The organism is Sphingomonas sp. NFR15 (genome assembly GCF_900103265.1).
Lineage (GTDB): Bacteria > Pseudomonadota > Alphaproteobacteria > Sphingomonadales > Sphingomonadaceae > Sphingomonas > Sphingomonas pollutisoli.
Genome location: NZ_FMWX01000013.1, coordinates 21,284 through 40,732, shown reverse-complemented (window position 1 = coordinate 40,732; position 19,449 = coordinate 21,284). Strand labels below are relative to the sequence as shown.

Sequence of the window (19,449 nt, the reverse complement as noted above, 5' to 3'; positions counted from 1 at the left end):
AGACCCGATTACAGTTCTTACGCACCGGCTCCATTGCCTGGTGGCTATAGCGTCTGTGCCCCACCCGATCCCATCCCGAACTCGGCCGTGAAACCAGTCCGCGCCAATGGTACTATCGCTTAAGCGATGGAAGAGTAGGTCGTCGCCAGGCATTGAAGCCGGTGCGCAGGAACATATACTCGGATCTCACAGAACCCATTCACATGTCTTCCCCCGCACACCCACGCGGGGATCCTTGGCGCGGGGTGGAGCAGCCCGGTAGCTCGTCAGGCTCATAACCTGAAGGTCACAGGTTCAAATCCTGTCCCCGCAACCAATCACCACACGCCCGCAACCGCCCGAGATACCTCAGGGCGGCTTTTTTGTGCGTTTTTTCCCTGCCTTCTGCCTCTGAGCAACCTCCCAAGCGTCCGGCGAAATGTGGCTGGATGCCACCATGTCTATCCGCTGTCGCCGACCGGATGCCGTTTGCAGCCAGCGTTTCGGCCTCGATACGGGTTCGCCCGGCCGCGCAGCGCCCGATCCCAAGCCGATCGATCTGAACTGTCCCAGCCCTGCCACGCTCGACGGGTTCAATTCCGCTCTTGCGGTCCCACGGCCTGGATGGATGGCACCGCGATCTCGACGCGCATCCACTCCGGGCTGGGGCTTCAAACGGTTCGGACGGTGCCGCCATCAATGATGAACTCGGCACCATGGATCGCTGCGGCGCGATCCGAGGCCAGATACGCGATGAGATCGGCGACCTCGTGAGGCTCGGCCGCACGTCCGATCGGGATGCCGCCGAGACCATCGAGCACCCGTTGCCGCGCTTCCTCGATCGTGCCGCCATTGGCGGCCCGCAGGCGCTCGAGAAACTCGGCGGTGGACTCGGTCATGATCCAGCCGGGCGAGACGGCGTTCACCCGCACGCCCTTCGGCCCGAGCTCCTTGGAGATGGACTTGCTGTAGGTTCTCAGCGCGGCCTTGGCGGCGGCGTAGGCGGTGGTCGACTCCGGCAGCGGCAGGATCGACTGGATCGAGGTGACGTGCACCACCGCACCGGCGCCCCGATCGATCATGTGCGGCACGAGCAGGCGATCGAGGCGGACCGCGGCCAGCAGGTTCAGGTTCAATTCGGCGAGCCAATGCTCGTCGGTCAGCGCCACGAAGCCGCCACCGGGCGACGCCGAGCCGCCGACCACATGCGCCAGAATGTCGATCCCGCCCATCCTGTCGCGTGCCGCATTGGCGAGTGACTCACTGCCCTCGGCGGTCGTCAAATCGGCCCGGACGAAGATGGCGCCGGCGATCGGATCGGCATCGCCCCGGGCGGCGGTAATGACCTGCGCTCCTCCTTGGAGGAAGCGCATGACTGTTGCCCGGCCCAATCCCTTGGTACCCCCGCTGACGAGCACCCGCTTGCCGGCGAATTCCTTCGTATCGACCGCGGCGCTCACAGCGTGATCTCCAACGCCTTGATCGCATCGTTCTGGAGCGTGAAGCTGTAGGTGAACCGGATGGGGCTACCCTTGAAGTCGCCATGCGCCGGCCCCTCGATCACCACCTTGCCGTCTTCATGGCGAGCCGTTTCCGGCGTGAAGATCGCCTTCACCGGAACAACCTCGTCCTCGAACAGCGTGCGCAGTTCACGTTGCCCCTCGAATCGCTTGCCCAGGCCGGCGTCGATGACAACAGCGTCGGGAGCGAAGGGCTGGATCATTCCGTCCACATCCAGACGGGCGTTCGCCGCGACATAATCGGCGATAGGTTTGGGAAGTTCGATCGTCATTGCTCGGCTCCTTGACGGGACGAGATCAATCTAGCGATATGATTGTCGATGATAATCGACACAGAACGGCATTTGACGTTGCGGAAAGCGGGATAATGGCCGGGGACGGTCTGAGCGAGTTCGACGCGGTTCTCGCGATCGCCCGGCGGGGATCGTTCCGCGCGGCCGCGCTGGAACTCGGAATATCGGCAACGGCCCTGAGCAACCTGATCGGCAAGCTCGAGCGGCGGGTCGGTGTCCGGCTGTTCAATCGCACGACCCGCAGCGTCTCGCTCACGGATGCAGGACAAACCTTCGTCGAACAGATCAGGCCCGCGGTAAGGACGCTGCACGATGCGATGAGCGTCGCCCGTTCGCAGGTGGAGACGCCGTTGGGCACGCTTCGCATCAACGCGTTCGCGGCGGGGGCGCGCGAGGTTCTGCGTCCGCTTCTGCTCAAATTCCTGCGACGCTATCCTCAGGTGCATATCGATCTGGTCACGGAGGGGCGGATCGTGGATATCGTCGACGCGGGATTCGATCTTGGTCTCAGAAGCGCGGACCTCGTGCCGAGCGACATGATCGCCATCCCGGTCGGCCCGCCACGCAGCTTCGCCGTGGTCGGATCGCCGACCTATTTCGAAGCCAATGGCGAGCCCCGCGTGCCCCCCGACCTGATGCGGCATGCTTGCCTGCGCATTCGGCTGCCGAACGGCGCGCTTCACCGATGGCAGTTCCAAAAAGGCGGAGAGCCGCTCCATATCGATGTCGATGGACCGATCACGCTCGACGAAGCGAGCCTCGCTCGGATTGCGGCGCTGGATCACCTTGGCATCGGATATTTCATGGCATCCGATGTGCGCGAAGACATCGAAGCAGGACGACTTGTCCGCGTTCTTCAGGACTGGACGCCGCCACTGGCGCCGCTGAGCCTCTACTATCCGAGCAGGCGCAATCCTTCCGCCGCGTTCAAGGCATTGATCGGCATGGCTCGCGATTTCAACGCGTGACTGCGGCGAAAGTCCTGAGTCTGACCGGCGCCGTTGACCTCCGCCGTTTTTTGACGCCGCTTTGGACCCCGAACGCCTGTCCCGTCTGCGGGCCGCCGGGACGGCGCTAGCGGCCGGCAATGCGTCTTGGTCGCTTCCTAAGGGGCATTGTCGCCTGACCGCTTGTAGCGTTCATCGTTCTTATTTCGCTCCCCACGCGCAGTCATTCGTCCGAACGGACCACCTTGATATCACGATCCACAATCCAGCCATGCACGTCCTCGCGGCGAAGTGCGGTCGCCATCAATTCGGGGAATTGATCGGGCGTGCAGGCGGAAAGGGGTATGCCGAACGTTGCGAGCTGCGCCGAGAGATTGGGATCGTAGGAGGACCGGCCGGTGTCGGTGAGCGCGAGCAGCACGATCACGTTGACGCCCGACAGCGCCAACCGCGCAAGCCGGTCGCTGTGGCTTATTTGTGCGTCGGTACGCCGGCGAACGAGGCGTCGTACCCGCCCGACACCTCGGGTACGGAGGGGATGATGCCGGCGGCGCGGTAGCGTTCGAAGATCGCGCGTTGTTCGGCGACGAGGGCCGGGGTGATCGGCACGCCGTGGCCGAGATTGGCCTCCAGCGCGACCAGCGCGACCGGCACCGAAATGCCGGTGTCCTTGGCGAGCGCTTCGGCATAGTCGCGCTGATGGCTGTGCGTCCACCGTCTCGCGCGTTCCAGCCGTGTCAGGAAATCGGCGATCTGCGCGCGCTTGCCCGTGATCGCCGTGTCGCTCGCGGCGTAGAAGCCGGTGCCGGGCGTGATGCCGCGCCCATCGGCGAGCACGCGGTCGTGATCTTCGAGCGTCGCGATGCCGACATAGCTGCCCCAGGTCGACCAGGCGTCGATGACGCCCGAGGCCAGCGCTGCCTTGGCCTGGCCGTTGTCGAGATAGACCCACTGCACGTCCTTGGCACTCAGACCGGCGCGCTCGATCAGCCGGAGCGCGAGGTCTTGCCCGGCCGAACCGCGCACCGTGGCGATCTTCCGGCCCTTCAAATCCGCGATGCCGCGCAACGGCGAGCCCGCCCGCACGATGATTGCGGAGGCGCTCCCGGCTTTTTCCGCATCGACCTGATAGGCATAGACCGCCTTGATCGGCTGGCCGCTCGCATAGGCGAAGGCGAACGGCGCGCCACCGACGCCGCCGATGTCGATCGCATTCGCGCCCAGCGCCTGCAGCAGCGGCGAGGCGGCCGGAAACAGCGCAAATTCGATCCGGTAGGGAACATGGTTCAGCTCGCCCGCCGCTTGGAGCAGTGCCTGGGCGTTGCCTTTCTGGTCACCCACCTTGAGGACGAGGGCATCGGCCGGCGCGGCGCCGTGTGGGCGTGGCGGCCATAGGATCGCGGCGAGTGCGATCACCAGCAGCGCGACGGCACCCGCCGTCCACAGCTTGCGGGAGGATGCCATCGACTGTCTCCTCAAAGCTTGAAAGCGAGCGAGCCGCCGAAGAAGCGCGGTTCGCCGAGCGACCCGGCATAGCTGTAGGTGGTGGCGCTATCGACCGAGGTGTTGACGTAATACAGCGTGTCGAACAGGTTGCGTGCCCAGACTTTCAGATCCCATTTGCCGCCTTCGTCGCGGATGCCGAGATGCAGTCCGGCGAGGCCGTAGCCCGGGATGCGGCCGTACGGATCGTCGTTGAGCGTCCCATAGGCGCCGCTGCGATGGCTGTAATCGCCGCCGATATAGGCGACCGTGCTGCCGCCGAACAGCGTGCCGACCGGCCGCGCATATTCGGCCGAGACGTTGAACACGAACTTGGAGACTCCAGTCAGCGGTCGGCCCGACAGATCGCACACGCCGCCGCTCGCGGCCGTCACCTCGAGATAGGGGCATTGGCCATTGACGTAGCGGACGAATGTCGCGTCGTCATAGGTTGCGCCGCCGCTCACCGTCAGCCCGTCGATCGGGGTGGCGCGCAGGTCCGCCTCGATGCCCTGCGTCCGCACCTGCCCGGCATTGGTGATGTAGCTGCGCAGGATCGGCCCGGTCGCGGTGGCGACCAGCACCGACTGGTTGGCCTGATAATCGTAATCGTCGGAGCGGAACAGCGCGAGGTTGAGCGTCAGCCGGTTGTGGATCAACTCGCTCTTGAGGCCGATCTCATAGGCGTCGACCGTCTCGGGCCGGAAGGTCTGCGGGGCGGGGCCGTTGGCGAGTTGCACCGGCGTGACGAGGTTGATGCCCGCCGATTTGAAGCCGCGCGAATAGCCGGCATAGACGTTCACCCCGTCGGCCAACTTGTAGAGCGCGTTGACGGTTCCGGAGACGCGGCCGGCCTTGGCGGACACGTCATAGGATGCGGTCGGCGCGAAGCTGGCGCGGCGCGCGGCAATGGTGGAAAGCTGCGTCGCCGTCAGCCGTGCGAACACCGGATCGGTGAGCGGTGTGCCGCCAATCTGGTAGCTCGAATAGGAGCCGGTCCGCTTCTCGTAGGTGTAGCGCGCGCCCGCCGTGATTGCGAGCCGGTCGGTCACGTGCCAGGTCGCGTTGGCGAAGCCGGAATAGCTGGCCGTGTGGGCGAGTTGCAGCCCGGTCTGGCTGACGTTGTTCAGCGCCTCTGAGGGATAGGCGGCGCCGAGCAGATATTTCGCGGCGTCCGCGCCATAGGTGTTGAACGGGATTTCGCGGTTGCTCTGCCAGAAATAATAGAGGCCGGCGGTATATTCGACTGCCCCTCCGCTCGGCGAGGCGATGCGCAGTTCCTCGCTCCACTGGCGCTGGTAGGTTGGCAGATTGCTCGCGGTGTTGACCGCGGCACCGATCCGGTCGCCGTCAAGCGACGGGTTCCAGTTCCAGAACCGCCAGCCGGTGATCGACGTCAGCGTGTGCCCGCCGAGCACTTTCTTGTCGAGTTCGAGCGAGACGCCGCCGGTGTTCATGACCACGGTGAAGGGTGTGTTGAGATCGGTCCGGTGCGCGGATGGATCGATCGGCAGCGGCGTGTAGCCGGCATCGGCGGCGCGCGCGTAGAAATCGCGCGCGGTGGCGACGCTGCCGTCGGCGCGGGTCTTGGGCAGCACGCCGCGTGTGAGCGCGAAGCCGGAATATTCGTGCTGATCGTTATAATCGCCGATCAGCCGGGCGGTGAAGCTTTCGTCGCTGTTGCGATAGTCGAGTTCGCCGCGCACCGCCTGGTTGTGATAATCCTGCCAACCCTGTTTGAAGCGGGTGTTGTAGATCCAGCCGTCGCGGTCACTCTTCATCCCGGCGACCCGTACCGCGAAGCCGCTGTCGCCGAGCGGGGCGGAGGCGGCGATTTTGAACTGCGAGAAATTGTAATTGCCGTAGCTCGCCTCGCCGCTGATCTCGGGCGTGTAGGAGGCGGGGTTGGTGTGGACGTCGATCACGCCCGCCACGCTGTTCTTGCCGAACAACGTGCCCTGCGGCCCGCGCAGCACGTCGATGCTGGCGACATCGAACACGTCGAACACCGCGATCGATGGACGGGCGTTATAGACCCCGTTCACATAGACGCCGACGCCCGGCTCGATGCCGCTGTTGACCGTGCCCGCCGTCGTGCCGAGTCCACGGATCTGGATCGTGATGTTGCGCGGATTGAAGCCGAGGATCTGGAGGCTCGGCACCTGCTGCTGGATCGCGCGGATCGAGAAATTGCCGGTCGCGGCGAGATCGCGGGCGGACAGCGCGGTGATCGCGATCGGTACGTCCTGCGCCTTCTCGACGCGGTGGCGTGCGGTGACGGTGATTTCTTCCGGTTCCGCCGCCGGGGACTCGACGGCGGCCGCGGCAGGCGCATCGGCAGCGTGCGCAGCCGTGGCCAGGCCGCTGACACCCGCAAGGAACAGGAAGGTGAAACGCCGTGACCGCATTGAAAACCCCTTTGTGAACTCGGCGCAACGTTCACGACAAATGCGGTGCGCACAAAGCGGGTTTTCTCAACTCACGCATAGAGTTGTTATAATGAGCGACGGAAAACTACATATGACATTTGCAAATACGTCCGTTCCGCACAAAGAAGAAGCCCGCGGGGCGCCGCGGGCTGAGAGTTTTTGGGTCGGAAGACTTCAGAGATCGGCGTAGAGCGGCTCGTCGGCGATCAGGATGCGTTCGAGCACGCGTGGAAAGTCGCCGTAATTCTTGACCGCATAATGAACGGCGCCGCGATTGTCCCAGAAGGCGACCGAGCCGGGCCGCCACGAAAAGCGTACCTGGAATTCGGGCCGCTTGTACTGGCGCAGCACCTCGTCGAGCAGCGCGCGGCTCTCGGCCAGCTCCAGCCCGAGGATCTGGGGTTTCTGCGTGAAGTTGACCCACAGGATTTTCTGCCCGGTCTCGCGGTGGGTGCGCACCACCGGATGCGAGACGATCGGATAGTCATGCCCCGATCCGTTGAGCGCGCCGAGGAAATCGTGCGTGACATAGCGCCCTTCGAGCCGGGCCTTCACCTCGTCCGAGAGCCCTTCATAGGCGAGGTTGGCATCCACCCAGATCGTGTCCCCGCCGACCGGCGGCAGGTTCACCGCGCGCAACACCGCGCCCCAGGTCGGCACCAGCCGCCAGCTCGTATCGGTATGATATTCATCGCCCGGCGCGACATATTTGCGCACCCGATCCTCGTAGCGCGCCGCGTCTTCGGCGGAAATCTTGTGGAGCGGCGCGATCTTGTCGTCATGCTTGTTGGACGGATGGACGTAGAGCGGGCCGAATTCGCGCGCGAAAGCGGCGTGCTGGGCATTGTCGATCGTCTGGTCGCGGAAGAAGACGACCTTGTATTTGAGCACGGCGGCGCGGATCGCATCGCGATCGGCAGGCGAGAGCGGCTGGCCGAGATCGATATTACCGATTTCCGCGCCGATGGTGGGTTGAAGCGGGCGAATCTCGATCTTGCTGTCTGAGCCGAGCACTTGCGCAAATGCGGTGGACATGAGGCACCTCTTTCTATCGTTCCCGAAATCGGGTGCATTCTGATAGAAGGCACGTAGGCGTGATGGCGAATGAGAAGCCTCGGGATTCCTATTGTTTATCGCAATATGATCCTATCAATATTCGTCATGCATCTTTGATTATTCTTCATGAACTAGACCTGCGATTATCCGTATCTGCGGCGCTGTCGAACACGGGAAGGGCGGTGCGATGGATCTGAGACTCATCAGCAAGCGCGCGCTCGTCGCCGGCGGCGAGGTCCATGCCGAGGCCGCCGATACGCGCGACGTTGCAGCGGTCGATCGCCTCGTCGCGGCGACGGCGCCGCCGCATCTGGTCGCGAACGGCTGGAGCGGATCATCAACGTCGGCGGTCTGGCTGCGCGCGGGGCGAATGGTTGTCAGGCCATCCTTCAACGATAATGTCCCATCGTCACTTTAAGAACGTTTGGTTGGTTCACAAAGTTTAAGCCATAATCCGTCTGGTCGCCGTTCCAGATTCGGCTCATCAGCCATCGACCGTTTTCAAAACGGCCTTCTTCGACCCGCACCACTATGCCGTTAGCCGGTGAGCCTGGCGCGGGTGCAAAGGAGACCCGAACATGGTCGCCCATCACGAGAAACTCGTCGGCTGAAAGCTGCGCGACGGCAACGCCGCCGACAGGTTCGCTAGCCCAGGGGGGCGCGTCGCCCTTCAACCACGCCCAGTCTCGCATGCCGAATTGCCACTCGCCCCAGGCGGCGGTGATCGTCCAATCCCCCATGCGCGTCGACTGGGCGGCGCCGTCGTCGGGCTTGGCCACGCCCCAGGTAGGCTTCTCGTAGGCAATCCGAGCCCAGTCGCGCATCATCGAGCCGACTGCCGCATAGGGGAGCGCGAACGCGTCGAGTGTTGTTGGCGAAAGATCCTTCGCGCCCAGCGGATAATTGGCGTAGCCGGTCGCGTCCATGCCGAACGGCGAGAAGCCAATTGCACCGCGCCCGACCACCGGCCAGAAAAAGCGCGCGAAGTCGCGTGTATTGCCCATTTCCGGCACCATCAGCGCGTTATCGGGCCGCGCATATTTGTCGAGATATTGCACGACGTTCGCGCTGGTCTTGTCATAGATGTCCGGTGCCTGGAGATCGACTGCGGGCGCGGCTGCCTTCCAGATATCGAGGACGTCCTGCTGGGGTCCGCCGCTTGAGACCCCATAAGGATCGGGCACGTTGGAAGGGCCGGCGAGAGCGGCGTTGACGTACATCGGCAGCGGCTTGATCGCCTTGCCCGCTGCGGCGATGGCGTTGACATAGGCGGCGACATACCATGTGTTGAAGGCGCGATCGGCCTGTGCCCCGAACGCCTCGCTCCACGTGCCGCGCTTCTTCACGACCTTGGCGAGCGTGTCGGGGATCGGCCTGGCGAACAGGCCGTTCGCTACGGCCGAGAAATCGCGCGGATTCTTGTAGCTGCCCGTCTCGTTTTCAACCTGCACCATGATGACGGTATTCTGCGGGTCATGGTCGCGCAGGTACGTCATCATCTGCACGAACGCGCGCTTGTCCGCCGCGAGCGTCGCGTCCCCGTGCGCGCTCAGCACGCCATGATCGCGGCCGTCCTTGGTCCGCATGCGCGGGAAGCGGCGATTGTCGAGCTTCACCCAGGCCGGCGTGTACGAATAAGAGGTGTTCTTCCATGTGCCGAACCACAGCAGCACGACCCTTTTATGATGCACACGCGCCTGATCGAGCAAGGTTTGCAGGAACGTGAAATCGAACTGTCCCTCTTGCGGTTCGATCTGCTCCCAGGCGATCGGCACCTCGACGGTGTTCGCGCCGATCCGATCGAGCACCGGCCAGGCGGTCGCGAGCGGGGCCGGGTAGTTGCTCGAATTGTTCACCTGCGCGCCGAGCATGAAGAACGGCGCGCCGTCGACGATCAGCGCATGGTGGCCGTCGTGGCTCTCGATCCGCGGCACCGGCGTGGCGGATTGCGCCGACGCGCTTGAGGCCGCGCTTAATAGGCAAAGCGCCGCCGATCCCGACGCCGCCCGCGCGAAGCCGCACCTCCATCGTGAGTGCTCGTTCATGCGTATCTCCGCTGTCCTGGTGTGCGCGATCACTTCACGATCTCCGCTCCGTAGGCTTCGAGCGCGAGCGTACCGTCATAGCGCTTGTGTGTCAGCACGCCGGTCCGGGCGCCGTTGAAGGAAACGGTGGCGGGCGTCTGCCCGGGATCCTTTCCGTAGAAGGCGCGGAACATCGGTGCGCGGGCGATCACTCGCGCCGTGCGACGGTCTCTAGCGCCTCGGTGACGGCGGTCGCCGGCGGTGCGCGCATCGCCTCGCCGATCAGGATCAGCGCGGGCGCCGCCCCCGGCGTCCGGTCGATCGCCAGCGCGAGCAGGTCGAGGCGGGTATGGACGAGGCATTCCGATGCGAGGCTGACGTCGCTCGCGATCAGCGCCGGCGTGGTAGGGGCGAGGCCATGCGCGATCAACCGCTGGCATATGTCGGGCGCGGCGGCGCGCCCCATGTAGAATGCCAGTGTCGCGCCCGGATCGGCGAGCGCGGCCCAATCGAGGTCGAGCGTTTCGCCGGCGCGCGCGTGCGCGGTGACGAAGCGCAACTGGCGCGCCGTGCCGCGCAACGTCAGCGAGACGCCGGCGTGGGCCGCCGCCGCGCTGGCGGCGGTGATTCCGGGGCAGATCCGCACGCGGATGCCGTGGTCGCTCAGCGCGGCGATCTCCTCGGTCGAGCGGCCGAAGATCGAGGGATCGCCGCCTTTGAGGCGCACCACGCGCTTACCCGCCCGTGCCGCCTGGACGAGCAACGCATCGATCGCCGCCTGCGTCCGGGAATGCCGGCCCGAGCGCTTGCCGACCGAAACCCGCTCGGCATGCGGGGGGATCAGCGCGAGCACGCCCGGCCCGACCAGCGCATCATGGAAGACGATGTCGGCGGCGCGGATCAGGCGCTCGGCCTTGCGGGTGAGCAGGTCGGGGTCGCCGGGGCCGGCACCGACCAGCCAGACCTCGCCCGGTGCGATCGGTTCAGACATAAGCGGCCTCCTGTTTGGGGAGCAATTTGGCGATGGCGGGACGGCACGACCCGCAGTTGGTGCCGGCGTTGATCGCGGCGCCGACCGCTTCGACGCTGACCAGCCGGCGGTCGGTGATCGCCGCGAGCAGGGTGTTGAGCCCGACATCGAAACACGCGCAGACGATCGCGCCGCGATCGGGCGCGGGCGCCACCGGCCGGCCGGCGAGGATTTCGAACGCGGTCGCGTCGGCGGCGCCGAGCCGCGCGAGCAGCCACTCGCGGGCCGGCAGGCCGGTGCCGCGCGCGATGAACAAGGCGGCCTGCAAACACCCCTCCGCGACCACCGTGGCGCGGATCACGCCGCGGCGCGCGTCGATCATCTCGGCGCGTTCGCCCGGCGGCAGCAGGCCGGTGAGCGCGGCGGGATCGCCGTCGCCGGCCAGTTCGGTCAGCCAGCCATGCGCGGCGCGCACCCGCGTCCAATAGGCGCAGTCGGGCGGCGCGGTGCGTTCGCGCGCGATCAGGAAGCCGGTCCAGCCCGGCCGATAGGCGCGCGCCCGCGCGGGCGTGTTCTTGAAGCCGGGCTGGCCGGAATGCGGATCGCGGTTCGCGCCGGGCAGCAGCCCGGCGCGCCCGCCCGCGCTGGTCTGGTCGCTCCAGTGGATCGGCACGAACAGCTCGTGGCGGCGCTGGTCGGTGGTGGCGGCGACACGGAAGATGCTCGCGCCATGCGGCGTCTCGACCCGCGCCAGCCCGCCGTCGCCGAGGCCGAGCCGCCGCGCGGTGTCGGGATGGACCTCGACCAGCGGCTCGCGGCGGTGCTGCGACAGCCTGGTCGAGAGCCCGGTGCGCGTCATCGTGTGCCACTGGTCGCGGTAGCGGCCGGTGTTGAGCCGTAGCGGATAGCCGCGCGTGGCATCGTCGCGTGGCTCATGCGCGACCGGCACGAGCCGCGCCCGCCCGTCCGGCGTCGTGAAGGCGCGCGTGGCGAACGGTGAGGCGCCGCCCCATTGGAAGGGCGCCATTTCGGCATAGGCCGCGTCGGTGATCGCCGCGCGATCGGAAATGTCGAGAAGGCGCGTGCCGCCATTCTCGAACCCGGTCTGCGCGGCGAATTCACGGAAGATGCTCGCCGCGTTCGCATAATCGAAGCCGGCGAAGCCCATCCGGCGCGCGACCGCCGCCACCGCCCACCAGTCGGCGCGCGCCTCGCCGGGCGCGGCGAGGAACGCGCGCTGGCGCGACACGCGGCGTTCGGAATTGGTGACCGTGCCGTCCTTCTCACCCCAGCCGAGGGCGGGCAGCTTGACCTGCGCGTACCGCAGCGTGTCGGTGTCCGCGATGCAATCGGACACGACCACGAACGGACAATTGGCGAGTGCGACCCGCGCCATGCGCGCATCGGGCATCGATACCGCCGGATTGGTGGCCATGATCCACACCGCCTTGATCCGGCCCTTCGCCATTGCGTCGAACATGTCGACCGCCTTGAGCCCGGGGCCGGCGCAGATCGTCGGCGCGCGCCAGAAGCGCCGCGCGCGGTCGCGTTCGGCCGCCGAGAATCCCATGTGCGCGGCGAGTGTCGAGGCGAGGCCGCCGACTTCGCGGCCGCCCATCGCATTGGGCTGTCCGGTGATGCTGAACGGCCCCGCGCCCGACTTGCCGATCCGGCCGGTGGCGAGGTGGAGGTTGATGATCGCGTTCGCCTTGTCGGTGCCGCTGGTCGATTGATTCACCCCCTGGCTGAACAGGGTGATCGTGCGCGGACGCTCGGCGAACAGATCGTAGAACGCGTCGAGATCGGCGGGCGAGATGTCGCAGGTGCGCGCGACGTCGGCGGTGGGGAGACTCTTCCAGAAGCCCTCGGGCACGGCGACCCGCTCCGCCAACGCGCGCCCGTCGAGCCGCCAGGTCGTGCGCATGTGCCCGAGCAGGCCGGTGAACAGCGCGACGTCGCTGTCGGGCGCGATCGCGAGATGGAGATCGGCGCGTTCGGCGGTTTCGGTGCGGCGCGGGTCGATCACCACCAGCTTGGTGCCACGGCGCGCGCGCGCGGCCTCGATTCGCTGCCAGACCACCGGATGGCACCAGGCGGTGTTCGATCCGACCAGCACGATCAGGTCGGCGGCATCGAGATCGTCATAGCCGCACGGCACGACATCCTCGCCGAACGCGCGGACGTGCGCGGCCACCGCGCTCGCCATGCACAGCCGCGAATTGGTGTCGATGTTGGCGGTGCCGACGAAGCCCTTCATCCATTTGTTGGCGACGTAATAATCCTCGGTCAGCATCTGGCCCGAGGCGTAGAAGGCGACGCTGTCGGGGCCGTGCTCGGCGATCGTCGCGGCGAAGCGGCTGGCGACGAGATCGAGCGCCACGTCCCAGTCCACCCGCCGCGACCCGATCATCGGGTGCAGCAACCGGCCTTCGAGCCCGATCGTCTCGCCGAGGTGCGTGCCCTTCGAACAGAGTCTGCCGGCATTGGCGGGGTGATCGGGATCGCCGGCGATCGTCGCCGTGCGCGCCCCCGTCGGCGTCGCCAGCACGCCGCACCCGACGCCGCAATAGGCGCAGGTGGTCCTGACCGTCCCCGCTCCCGCAGGCGGGAGGGGCGATGTCACGCCGCCACCCCGGCCAGCGCGGCGGCGCGCCCGATCAGGATGCGCCCGCCGTCGATCTTGACCGGGATGACCGGCACGCAGCCCTTGTCCTCGCCGAGCGCCTCGCCCGTCACAAGCGAGATGCGCCAATTGTGCAGCGGGCATGTCACCGTCGTATCGTGGACGATGCCCTGGCTGAGCGGGCCCGCCTTGTGCGGGCATTGGTTGGCGAGCGCATAGACTTCGCCCTTGGCGGTGTGGAAGATCGCGATCTCACGCCCGCCGCGCACGGGCAGGGTACGCGCGCCGAGCGCGGGAAGCTGATCGACCGGGCCGATATCGAGCCATTCGGGGAGCATCATGCCATCTCCAGCGTGCGCGGCGCGGGGCGGATTTCGGCGAGGTGCTGGTGGAGCTTATGGTCCTCGCCCGCTGCACGTCTCGCCCAGGGATCGTCTTGCAGGAACGCCTGCGACTGATGGAAGCGCGCGGTGAGCGCCGCGCGGCCTTGCGCATCCTCGACGATGCGCCGCTTGATGTAATCGAGCCCGACCCGTTCGACCCACGGCGCGGTGCGGTCGAGATAGCGCGCTTCCTCGCGGTAGAGCTGGATGAAGGCGGCGCAATAGTCGAGCGCCTCCCGCTCGGTGGCGACCTTGCACAGGAAATCGGTGCCGCGCAGCTTGATCCCGCCGTTGCCGCCGATCGACAGTTCGTAACCGCTCTCGACGCAGATCACGCCGAAATCCTTGATCGTCGCCTCGGCGCAATTGCGCGGGCAGCCCGACACCGCGATCTTGAACTTGTGCGGCATGAAGCTGCCCCAGGTCATCTGTTCGATCCTGATGCCGAGGCCGGTCGAATCCTGCGTGCCGAAGCGGCACCATTCGGAACCGACGCAGGTCTTCACCGTGCGCAGCGCCTTGGCATAGGCGTGGCCGCTGACCATGCCCGCCGCGCCCAGATCGGCCCAGACGGCGGGCAGATCCTCCTTCCTGATCCCGAAGATGTCGAGCCGCTGCCCGCCCGTCACCTTCACCATCCGCGCCGCGTATTTCTCGGCGACATCGGCGATCGCGCGCAATTCGGCCGGCGTGGTCACGCCGCCCCACATCCGCGGTACGACCGAATAGGTGCCGTCCTTCTGGATGTTGGCGTGCAGCCGTTCGTTGACGAAGCGCGACTGGTTATCGTCGACGAACTCGCCCGGCCACGCGCACAGCAGATAATAATTGAGCGCGGGGCGGCACGACGAGCAGCCGTCGGGGGTGCTCCAGTGCAGTTCCTGCATCACCTGCGGGATCGCCTTCAGCCGCTTTTCGACGATCAGCCGGCGGACATCCTCATGGGTGAAGCTCGTGCATTTGCACACCGTCGGCGCGGTGCGCTCGCCGTCGAACGCGTCGCCCAGCGTGACCGCGAGCAGCCCCTCGACGAGGCCAGTACACGATCCGCACGACGCCGATGCCTTTGTGCAGCTCCGCACCGCATCGAGCGTCACCGCGCCACCGGCGATCGCGGCGATCACCTTGCCCTTGCTGACACCGTTGCAGCCGCAGATCTCGACGTCGTCCGCCAGCGCCGCGACCGCCGCGTTAGGGTTTGCCGATGCCGCTCCTCCGTTCGCGAAGGCTTGACCGAAGATCAGCGCATCGCGGATTTCGGCCACGTCGGCCTCGCGCCTGAGCAGGTCGAAATACCAAGCGCCGTCCTGCGTATCGCCGTAGAGCACCGCGCCGACCACGCGATCGTCCTTCACCACCACGCGTTTGTAGACGCCGCGCGACGCGTCGCGCAGCACGATGTCCTCACAGCCCGCGCCGCCCGAGAAGTCCCCGGCCGAGAACACGTCGATGCCCGACACCTTGAGCTTGGTCGAGGTGACCGAGCCGCGATAGCCCGAGGGCGTGCCGACCAGCGCGTCGGCGAGGCTGCGGCACATCTCCCAGAGCGGTGCGACGAGGCCGTAGACGAGGCCGTCATGCTCGACGCATTCGCCGACCGCGAGGATGTTCGCGTCCGAGGTGACGAGATGATCGTCGACATGCACGCCGCGCCCGACCGCCAAGCCGGCGGCGCGCGCGAGCCTGACGTTGGGGCGGATGCCGACCGCCATCACCACCAGCGCGGCGCGAATCTCGCGCCCGTCCTTCAGGCGCACGCCCTCGACCTTGCCCTGGCCGTAGATCTCGGCGGTTTCGGCGCCGGTCAGGATCGTCTGCCCGCGCGCTTCGAGCGCGGCCTTGAGCAGCCAGCCGGCGGCTTCGTCGAGCTGGCGCTCCATCAGCGTGGGCATGATGTGCAGCACCGTCACCTTCATGCCGCGCAGCGATAGCCCGTGCGCGGCCTCCAGCCCGAGCAGCCCGCCGCCGATCACCACCGCGTCGCCGCCGGCGTGGGCCGCGCGCAGCATCGCGCCGACATCGTCCATGTCGCGGAAGCTGACAACGCCTTCCAGATCGTGCCCCGGCACCGGAAGGATGAACGGGTCCGAGCCGGTCGCCAGGATCAGCGTGTCGTAGCGCTCGACGCGGCCGGAACGCGCGGTGACGGTCTGGATATCGCGGTCGATGGCGACGACGGGATCGCTCGTGACGAGGTCGATGGCGTTGTCGGCATACCAGGCGAGATCGTTGATGACGATGTCGTCGAACGCCTTTTCGCCCGCCAGCAGCGGCGAGAGCATGATGCGGTTGTAGTTCACGTGCGGCTCGGCGCCGAAGATCGTGATGCGGTAACGCGCGGGGTCGCGCGCGAGGATTTCCTCGACCGCGCGGCATCCGGCCATGCCGTTGCCGATGACGATGAGATGTGGCTTGGTCATGTCGATGGTCCTTGTGATCGCCTTCATCAGATCCGCACCCCGGCAAGGGCGGCGCCCCAGGTCGCGCGCCAGCGCGCCTTGACCGACAGCAGCCCGACCAGCGCGGCCGCCGCGAGCCCCGCGAAGATCAGGAAACCGGGGGATGTGCTGCCGGTCAGTTGCCGGGCGAAGCCCAGCGAGGAGGCGAGATAGAAGCCGCCCACCCCGCCGCCGAAGCCGACGAGCCCGGTCATCACACCGATCTCGGCGCGGAAGCGCTGTGGCACGAGCTGGAACACCGCGCCGTTGCCGAAGCCGAGCGTCGCCATCACCAGCAGGAACACCGCGAGCGCGAGGCCCAGCGAGGCGGGATTGGTGCTGATCGCCACGAGCAGGGCGGTGGCCACCGCATACACCAGCGTCAGCGTCGCGATGCCGCCGATCCGGTCCGCCACGGCGCCGCCGAGCGGGCGGACCAGCGAGCCGATGAACACGCAGGCGGCGGTGCAATAGCCCGCGCTCACCGGGCTGAGCGCGAAGCGATCGGTGAAATAGATCGGCAGGCTGGCGGCGAGACCGACGAATCCGCCGAACGTCACCCCGTAAAACAGCATGAACCACCATGCGTCGGCCTGTTTGAGCACCGCGAGATACGCCGGCAGGCGCTTGGGCGCGGGCGGGTTCGGGGCATCCTTGGCAAGCGCGGTGTAGAGGACGAACACGATCGCCAGCGGGATCACCGCCAGCCCGAGCACCGCGTTCCAGCCGAACGCCTTGGCGAGCAGCGGCGCGAACAGCGCGGCGAACACCGTGCCCGAATTGCCCATGCCCGCGATCCCCATCGCCTTGCCCTGATGTTCGGGCGGATACCAGCGCGAGGCGAGCGGCAACGCGACCGCGAAGCTCGCGCCCGCGAAGCCGAGCACCACGCCCAAGGCCAGCGTCGCGCCGAAACTGTGGACGCCGAATGCCCAGGCGCTCGCCAGCCCGGACATGACGATGATCTGCCCGATCGCACCCGTGGTCTTTGGGCCGATCCGATCGACCAGCACGCCGTTGACGAGGCGCAGCACCGCGCCCGCCAGCGTCGGCACCGCGACCATCAGGCCTTTTTGCGCGGGGCTGAGCGCGAGATCGCCGGCGATGATCGGCGCGAGCGGGCCGAGCAGCACCCAGACCATGAAGGCGAGATCGAAATACAGGAACGCGGCGATCAGCGTGGGGCGGTGCCCGCTGTGCCAGAAACCATGCCCCGTCGCCGCCACTTGCGTCGCCGCCGCCGGGGCCGGGCTGTTTTCGAGATAGCGGGCGTCGAACCGCACCTGTGCTTGCGTCATCGTCTCGATCCCCTTCGAGCAAACGCAAAAAAGCCGCCGCGGCGCCCGTTATGCTCACGGGACGCGACGGCAGCTTTGCCAGAATGTTGGTGGTGCCGAATCGTCTGCCTCGTTGCGGCCGATCGGCGATGCGGGGAAATTGCCTGCGATCAGCGCGCCGCGCAAGCGCTTTTTGCGGCGCAGCGTGATCGAGGCGAAAGAAAGCTGCTTCGTACCGGTTACGGCACGGGTGTCTCCGCCAGATATTCGTCCAGCGCGGCGGGGTCGAAGCTGCGCGCATCGAAGAAGCGGTCCGCGCCGAGGATCAGCCGCCCCTGCGTGGTGCCGACCCCGAGCGCATCGACGATCCCGCCCTCGAGCTTCGAACTCGCGCCGGGCAGCGGCACGCCGAGCGGGCGCAGCGCCGCGCGGTACACATCGGGGCGGAACACGCGCTGCGCGGTCAGATAGTCGTCCGCGTCCGCGCGCGCATGCCCGGCCACGCGCATCTGCGCATAGAGCCACGCCGCCTGGCTGACCCAGGGGAAGTTCGCCGCCTCGCGGTGCTGGAACATGAAATCGGGCACGTCGACCGGTTCGGCGCCGCGCGCGAACACGATCCGGTCCGAAATGGCGTGGCCGATCAACGTCGCCGATCCGTCGAGATAGTCGGGCCGGGCGAGGATCGCCGCGATCTCCTCGCGGCGCGCGCGATCGACGAAGGCGACCCCGGCGCGGTACAGGGCGCGGAGCAGCCGGTGGGTGAGATCGGGGTCTTCCTCCATCCGCGCGGTGCGCATCGCCAGCACCTTCTCGACGCCGCGCAGCCAGATTTGCGAGGTGACGGCGGCGATCACGCCGACGCCGCGATCGACCGCGACACTGTTCCACGGCTCGCCCACGCAGATGCCGTCGATCTCGCCCGCCGCCAGCGCATCGGCCGCGAACGGCGGTGCGACCGTGACGATCTCGACATCGCGGTCCGGGTCGATGCCGCAGCCGATCAGCCAGTAGCGCAGCATGTAATTATGGCTCGAATAGCGATGGACCACGCCGAAGCGCAGCCGCCGCCCGCCAGCGCGCGCGACCGCCGCCAGCCGCGCGCCGATCGCGGTGACGTCGCCCGGCGCGCCCACCCGCGTCACCTGCGCGGCGAGATCGGGGCGCAGCGTGATCGCGTTGCCGTTGAGCCCGAGCACGAACGGCACCGACAGCGGCGTCGCCGGCCGGCCGAGCCCGAGCGTGGTCGCGATCGCCAGCGGCGCGAGCAGGTGCGCCGCGTCGCTATGGCCATAGAGCAGCCGGTCGTTGACCGTGGCCCAGCTCAGGTCGCGGACCAGCGACAGATCGATGCCCTCGTCCTCGGCGAAGCCGAGTTCGCGCGCGAGGATCGGCAGCGCGGCATCGACCAGCGGCAGGAAACCGATGCGGAACGGCGTGCGCGTCATAAATCCCCCATCAGCCGGTCGGCGGTGACGATCGCGTCGGCGACATCGCCGATCCGCCGCCCGCTATCCATCGCCGCCTTGCGCAGCGCGGCGTACGCGGCGGGTTCGTCGATACCGCGCTTGCGCATCAGCAACGCCTTCGCCTGGTCGATCGCCTTGCGCTCGGCGAGCGCGCTGCGCGCTTCGTCCAGTTCGGTGCGCAGCCGCGAATAGGCGCGGAAGCGGCGGATCGCGAGTTCGAGGATCGGGCGGATGCGCTCCTTCTTGAGACCATCGACGACATAGGCCGAGACGCCCGCATCGACCGCCGCCTCGATCCCCGCCGTATCGCTCTGATCGACGAACATCGCGACCGGGCGTGCCATCGCGCGCGACAGCGCGAACAGCTCCTCCAGCTCGTCGCGGTGCGGATTGGCGAGGTTGATGAGCACGACATCGGGGGACAGCGCTTCCAGCCGGGCGGCGATGCCGCGACGCTCGACGAAGATCGTGACGTCGCTGAGGCCCGCGTCGCGCAGCCCTTCCTCGATCACCGCCGCGCGGCCCGCGCTTTCATCGACTATCGCAATCCGCAACGATC

17 protein-coding genes, 1 tRNA gene and 1 rRNA gene are annotated in these 19,449 nt (G+C 67.1%); 4 read left to right on the top strand and 15 right to left on the bottom strand.

What is annotated here, in order from left to right:
* The first annotated feature begins 36 nt into the window (after positions 1-36).
* Positions 37-151, top strand: a 5S ribosomal RNA gene (rrf, locus tag BLS81_RS19665).
* A gap of 88 nt (positions 152-239) precedes the next feature.
* Positions 240-316, top strand: a tRNA-Met gene (locus BLS81_RS19660).
* A gap of 334 nt (positions 317-650) precedes the next feature.
* Here BLS81_RS19660 and BLS81_RS19655 read toward each other — a convergent pair.
* A complete protein-coding gene (locus tag BLS81_RS19655) occupies positions 651-1,439 on the bottom strand; it encodes an SDR family oxidoreductase (protein WP_093226447.1) in 789 nt (262 codons plus the stop codon).
* Positions 1,436-1,771, bottom strand: a complete 336-nt coding sequence (locus tag BLS81_RS19650) for a nuclear transport factor 2 family protein (RefSeq protein WP_093226445.1) — start codon at positions 1,769-1,771, stop codon at positions 1,436-1,438. The genes BLS81_RS19655 and BLS81_RS19650 overlap by 4 nt, the downstream gene beginning before the upstream one ends.
* Before the next feature lie 95 nt (positions 1,772-1,866).
* Here BLS81_RS19650 and BLS81_RS19645 point away from each other — a divergent pair, with 95 nt between their 5' ends.
* Complete coding sequence (locus BLS81_RS19645; protein ID WP_093226444.1) at positions 1,867-2,760, top strand: LysR family transcriptional regulator; 894 nt, start codon at positions 1,867-1,869, stop codon at positions 2,758-2,760.
* A gap of 202 nt (positions 2,761-2,962) precedes the next feature.
* Here the strand turns inward: BLS81_RS19645 and BLS81_RS19640 are convergent, their stop codons facing one another.
* The 4 genes from BLS81_RS19640 to BLS81_RS19625 form a co-directional block, all read right to left on the bottom strand.
* Positions 2,963-3,187 carry a hypothetical protein gene (locus BLS81_RS19640; protein ID WP_176787274.1) on the bottom strand — a complete coding sequence of 75 codons (225 nt, stop codon included), beginning with the start codon at positions 3,185-3,187 and terminating at the stop codon, positions 2,963-2,965.
* Positions 3,188-3,210: 23 nt separating this feature from the next.
* Positions 3,211-4,203 (bottom strand): ABC transporter substrate-binding protein, encoded by a 993-nt coding sequence (locus BLS81_RS19635; protein ID WP_093226442.1) that lies wholly within the window; start codon positions 4,201-4,203, stop codon positions 3,211-3,213.
* Between the two features lie 11 nt (positions 4,204-4,214).
* Positions 4,215-6,629: a TonB-dependent receptor gene (locus tag BLS81_RS19630; protein ID WP_093226441.1), complete on the bottom strand. Its 2,415-nt coding sequence runs from the start codon at positions 6,627-6,629 to the stop codon at positions 4,215-4,217.
* A 195-nt stretch (positions 6,630-6,824) separates the two neighbouring features.
* A complete protein-coding gene (locus BLS81_RS19625; protein ID WP_093226439.1) occupies positions 6,825-7,685 on the bottom strand; it encodes a TauD/TfdA dioxygenase family protein in 861 nt (286 codons plus the stop codon).
* Positions 7,686-7,893: 208 nt separating this feature from the next.
* Between BLS81_RS19625 and BLS81_RS19620 the strand changes: the two genes are divergently transcribed.
* Positions 7,894-8,124, top strand: a complete 231-nt coding sequence (locus BLS81_RS19620; protein ID WP_093226438.1) for a hypothetical protein — start codon at positions 7,894-7,896, stop codon at positions 8,122-8,124.
* Here BLS81_RS19620 and BLS81_RS19615 read toward each other — a convergent pair.
* From BLS81_RS19615 to BLS81_RS19580, 9 genes are all read right to left on the bottom strand, one after another.
* The gene (locus BLS81_RS19615) at positions 8,096-9,751 is read right to left on the bottom strand and encodes a DUF5597 domain-containing protein (RefSeq protein ID WP_093226436.1); all 1,656 of its coding nucleotides are present in this window, start codon (positions 9,749-9,751) and stop codon (positions 8,096-8,098) included. The two genes, BLS81_RS19620 and BLS81_RS19615, sit on opposite strands and share 29 nt — an antisense overlap.
* Positions 9,752-9,780: 29 nt before the next feature.
* The gene (locus BLS81_RS20935) at positions 9,781-9,924 is read right to left on the bottom strand and encodes a hypothetical protein (RefSeq protein ID WP_176787273.1); all 144 of its coding nucleotides are present in this window, start codon (positions 9,922-9,924) and stop codon (positions 9,781-9,783) included.
* Between the two features lie 14 nt (positions 9,925-9,938).
* The gene (gene cobA, locus BLS81_RS19610; RefSeq protein ID WP_093226435.1) at positions 9,939-10,721 is read right to left on the bottom strand and encodes a uroporphyrinogen-III C-methyltransferase; all 783 of its coding nucleotides are present in this window, start codon (positions 10,719-10,721) and stop codon (positions 9,939-9,941) included.
* Positions 10,714-13,323: a molybdopterin-dependent oxidoreductase gene (locus BLS81_RS19605; protein ID WP_093226433.1), complete on the bottom strand. Its 2,610-nt coding sequence runs from the start codon at positions 13,321-13,323 to the stop codon at positions 10,714-10,716. Before BLS81_RS19605 ends, cobA begins: the two co-directional genes overlap by 8 nt.
* Complete coding sequence (nirD, locus tag BLS81_RS19600) at positions 13,320-13,661, bottom strand: nitrite reductase small subunit NirD (protein ID WP_093226453.1); 342 nt, start codon at positions 13,659-13,661, stop codon at positions 13,320-13,322. Before nirD ends, BLS81_RS19605 begins: the two co-directional genes overlap by 4 nt.
* Entirely contained in the window at positions 13,661-16,126 is a 2,466-nt protein-coding gene (gene nirB / locus BLS81_RS19595; RefSeq protein ID WP_176787272.1) for a nitrite reductase large subunit NirB, read from the bottom strand. Before nirB ends, nirD begins: the two co-directional genes overlap by 1 nt.
* 26 nt (positions 16,127-16,152) lie before the next feature.
* Positions 16,153-17,442: a nitrate/nitrite transporter gene (locus BLS81_RS19590; RefSeq protein ID WP_093226430.1), complete on the bottom strand. Its 1,290-nt coding sequence runs from the start codon at positions 17,440-17,442 to the stop codon at positions 16,153-16,155.
* 218 nt (positions 17,443-17,660) lie between these two features.
* Positions 17,661-18,869, bottom strand: a complete 1,209-nt coding sequence (locus tag BLS81_RS19585; RefSeq protein WP_093226429.1) for an ABC transporter substrate-binding protein — start codon at positions 18,867-18,869, stop codon at positions 17,661-17,663.
* Positions 18,866-19,444 (bottom strand): ANTAR domain-containing response regulator, encoded by a 579-nt coding sequence (locus tag BLS81_RS19580; protein ID WP_093226427.1) that lies wholly within the window; start codon positions 19,442-19,444, stop codon positions 18,866-18,868. The genes BLS81_RS19585 and BLS81_RS19580 overlap by 4 nt, the downstream gene beginning before the upstream one ends.
* Between the last annotated feature and the right edge of the window lie 5 nt (positions 19,445-19,449).

Coding starts and splice junctions, on each gene's coding strand:
- BLS81_RS19650 (WP_093226445.1), bottom strand. CDS start 1,771: ATGACGATCGAACTTCCCAAACCTATCGCCGATTATGTCGCGGCGAAC.
- BLS81_RS19645 (WP_093226444.1), top strand. CDS start 1,867: ATGGCCGGGGACGGTCTGAGCGAGTTCGACGCGGTTCTCGCGATCGCC.
- BLS81_RS19635 (WP_093226442.1), bottom strand. CDS start 4,203: ATGGCATCCTCCCGCAAGCTGTGGACGGCGGGTGCCGTCGCGCTGCTG.
- BLS81_RS19630 (WP_093226441.1), bottom strand. CDS start 6,629: ATGCGGTCACGGCGTTTCACCTTCCTGTTCCTTGCGGGTGTCAGCGGC.
- BLS81_RS19625 (WP_093226439.1), bottom strand. CDS start 7,685: ATGTCCACCGCATTTGCGCAAGTGCTCGGCTCAGACAGCAAGATCGAG.
- BLS81_RS19620 (WP_093226438.1), top strand. CDS start 7,894: ATGGATCTGAGACTCATCAGCAAGCGCGCGCTCGTCGCCGGCGGCGAG.
- BLS81_RS19615 (WP_093226436.1), bottom strand. CDS start 9,751: ATGAACGAGCACTCACGATGGAGGTGCGGCTTCGCGCGGGCGGCGTCG.
- BLS81_RS20935 (WP_176787273.1), bottom strand. CDS start 9,924: ATGTTCCGCGCCTTCTACGGAAAGGATCCCGGGCAGACGCCCGCCACC.
- cobA (WP_093226435.1), bottom strand. CDS start 10,721: ATGTCTGAACCGATCGCACCGGGCGAGGTCTGGCTGGTCGGTGCCGGC.
- nirD (WP_093226453.1), bottom strand. CDS start 13,661: ATGCTCCCCGAATGGCTCGATATCGGCCCGGTCGATCAGCTTCCCGCG.
- nirB (WP_176787272.1), bottom strand. CDS start 16,126: ATGACCAAGCCACATCTCATCGTCATCGGCAACGGCATGGCCGGATGC.
- BLS81_RS19590 (WP_093226430.1), bottom strand. CDS start 17,442: ATGACGCAAGCACAGGTGCGGTTCGACGCCCGCTATCTCGAAAACAGC.
- BLS81_RS19585 (WP_093226429.1), bottom strand. CDS start 18,869: ATGACGCGCACGCCGTTCCGCATCGGTTTCCTGCCGCTGGTCGATGCC.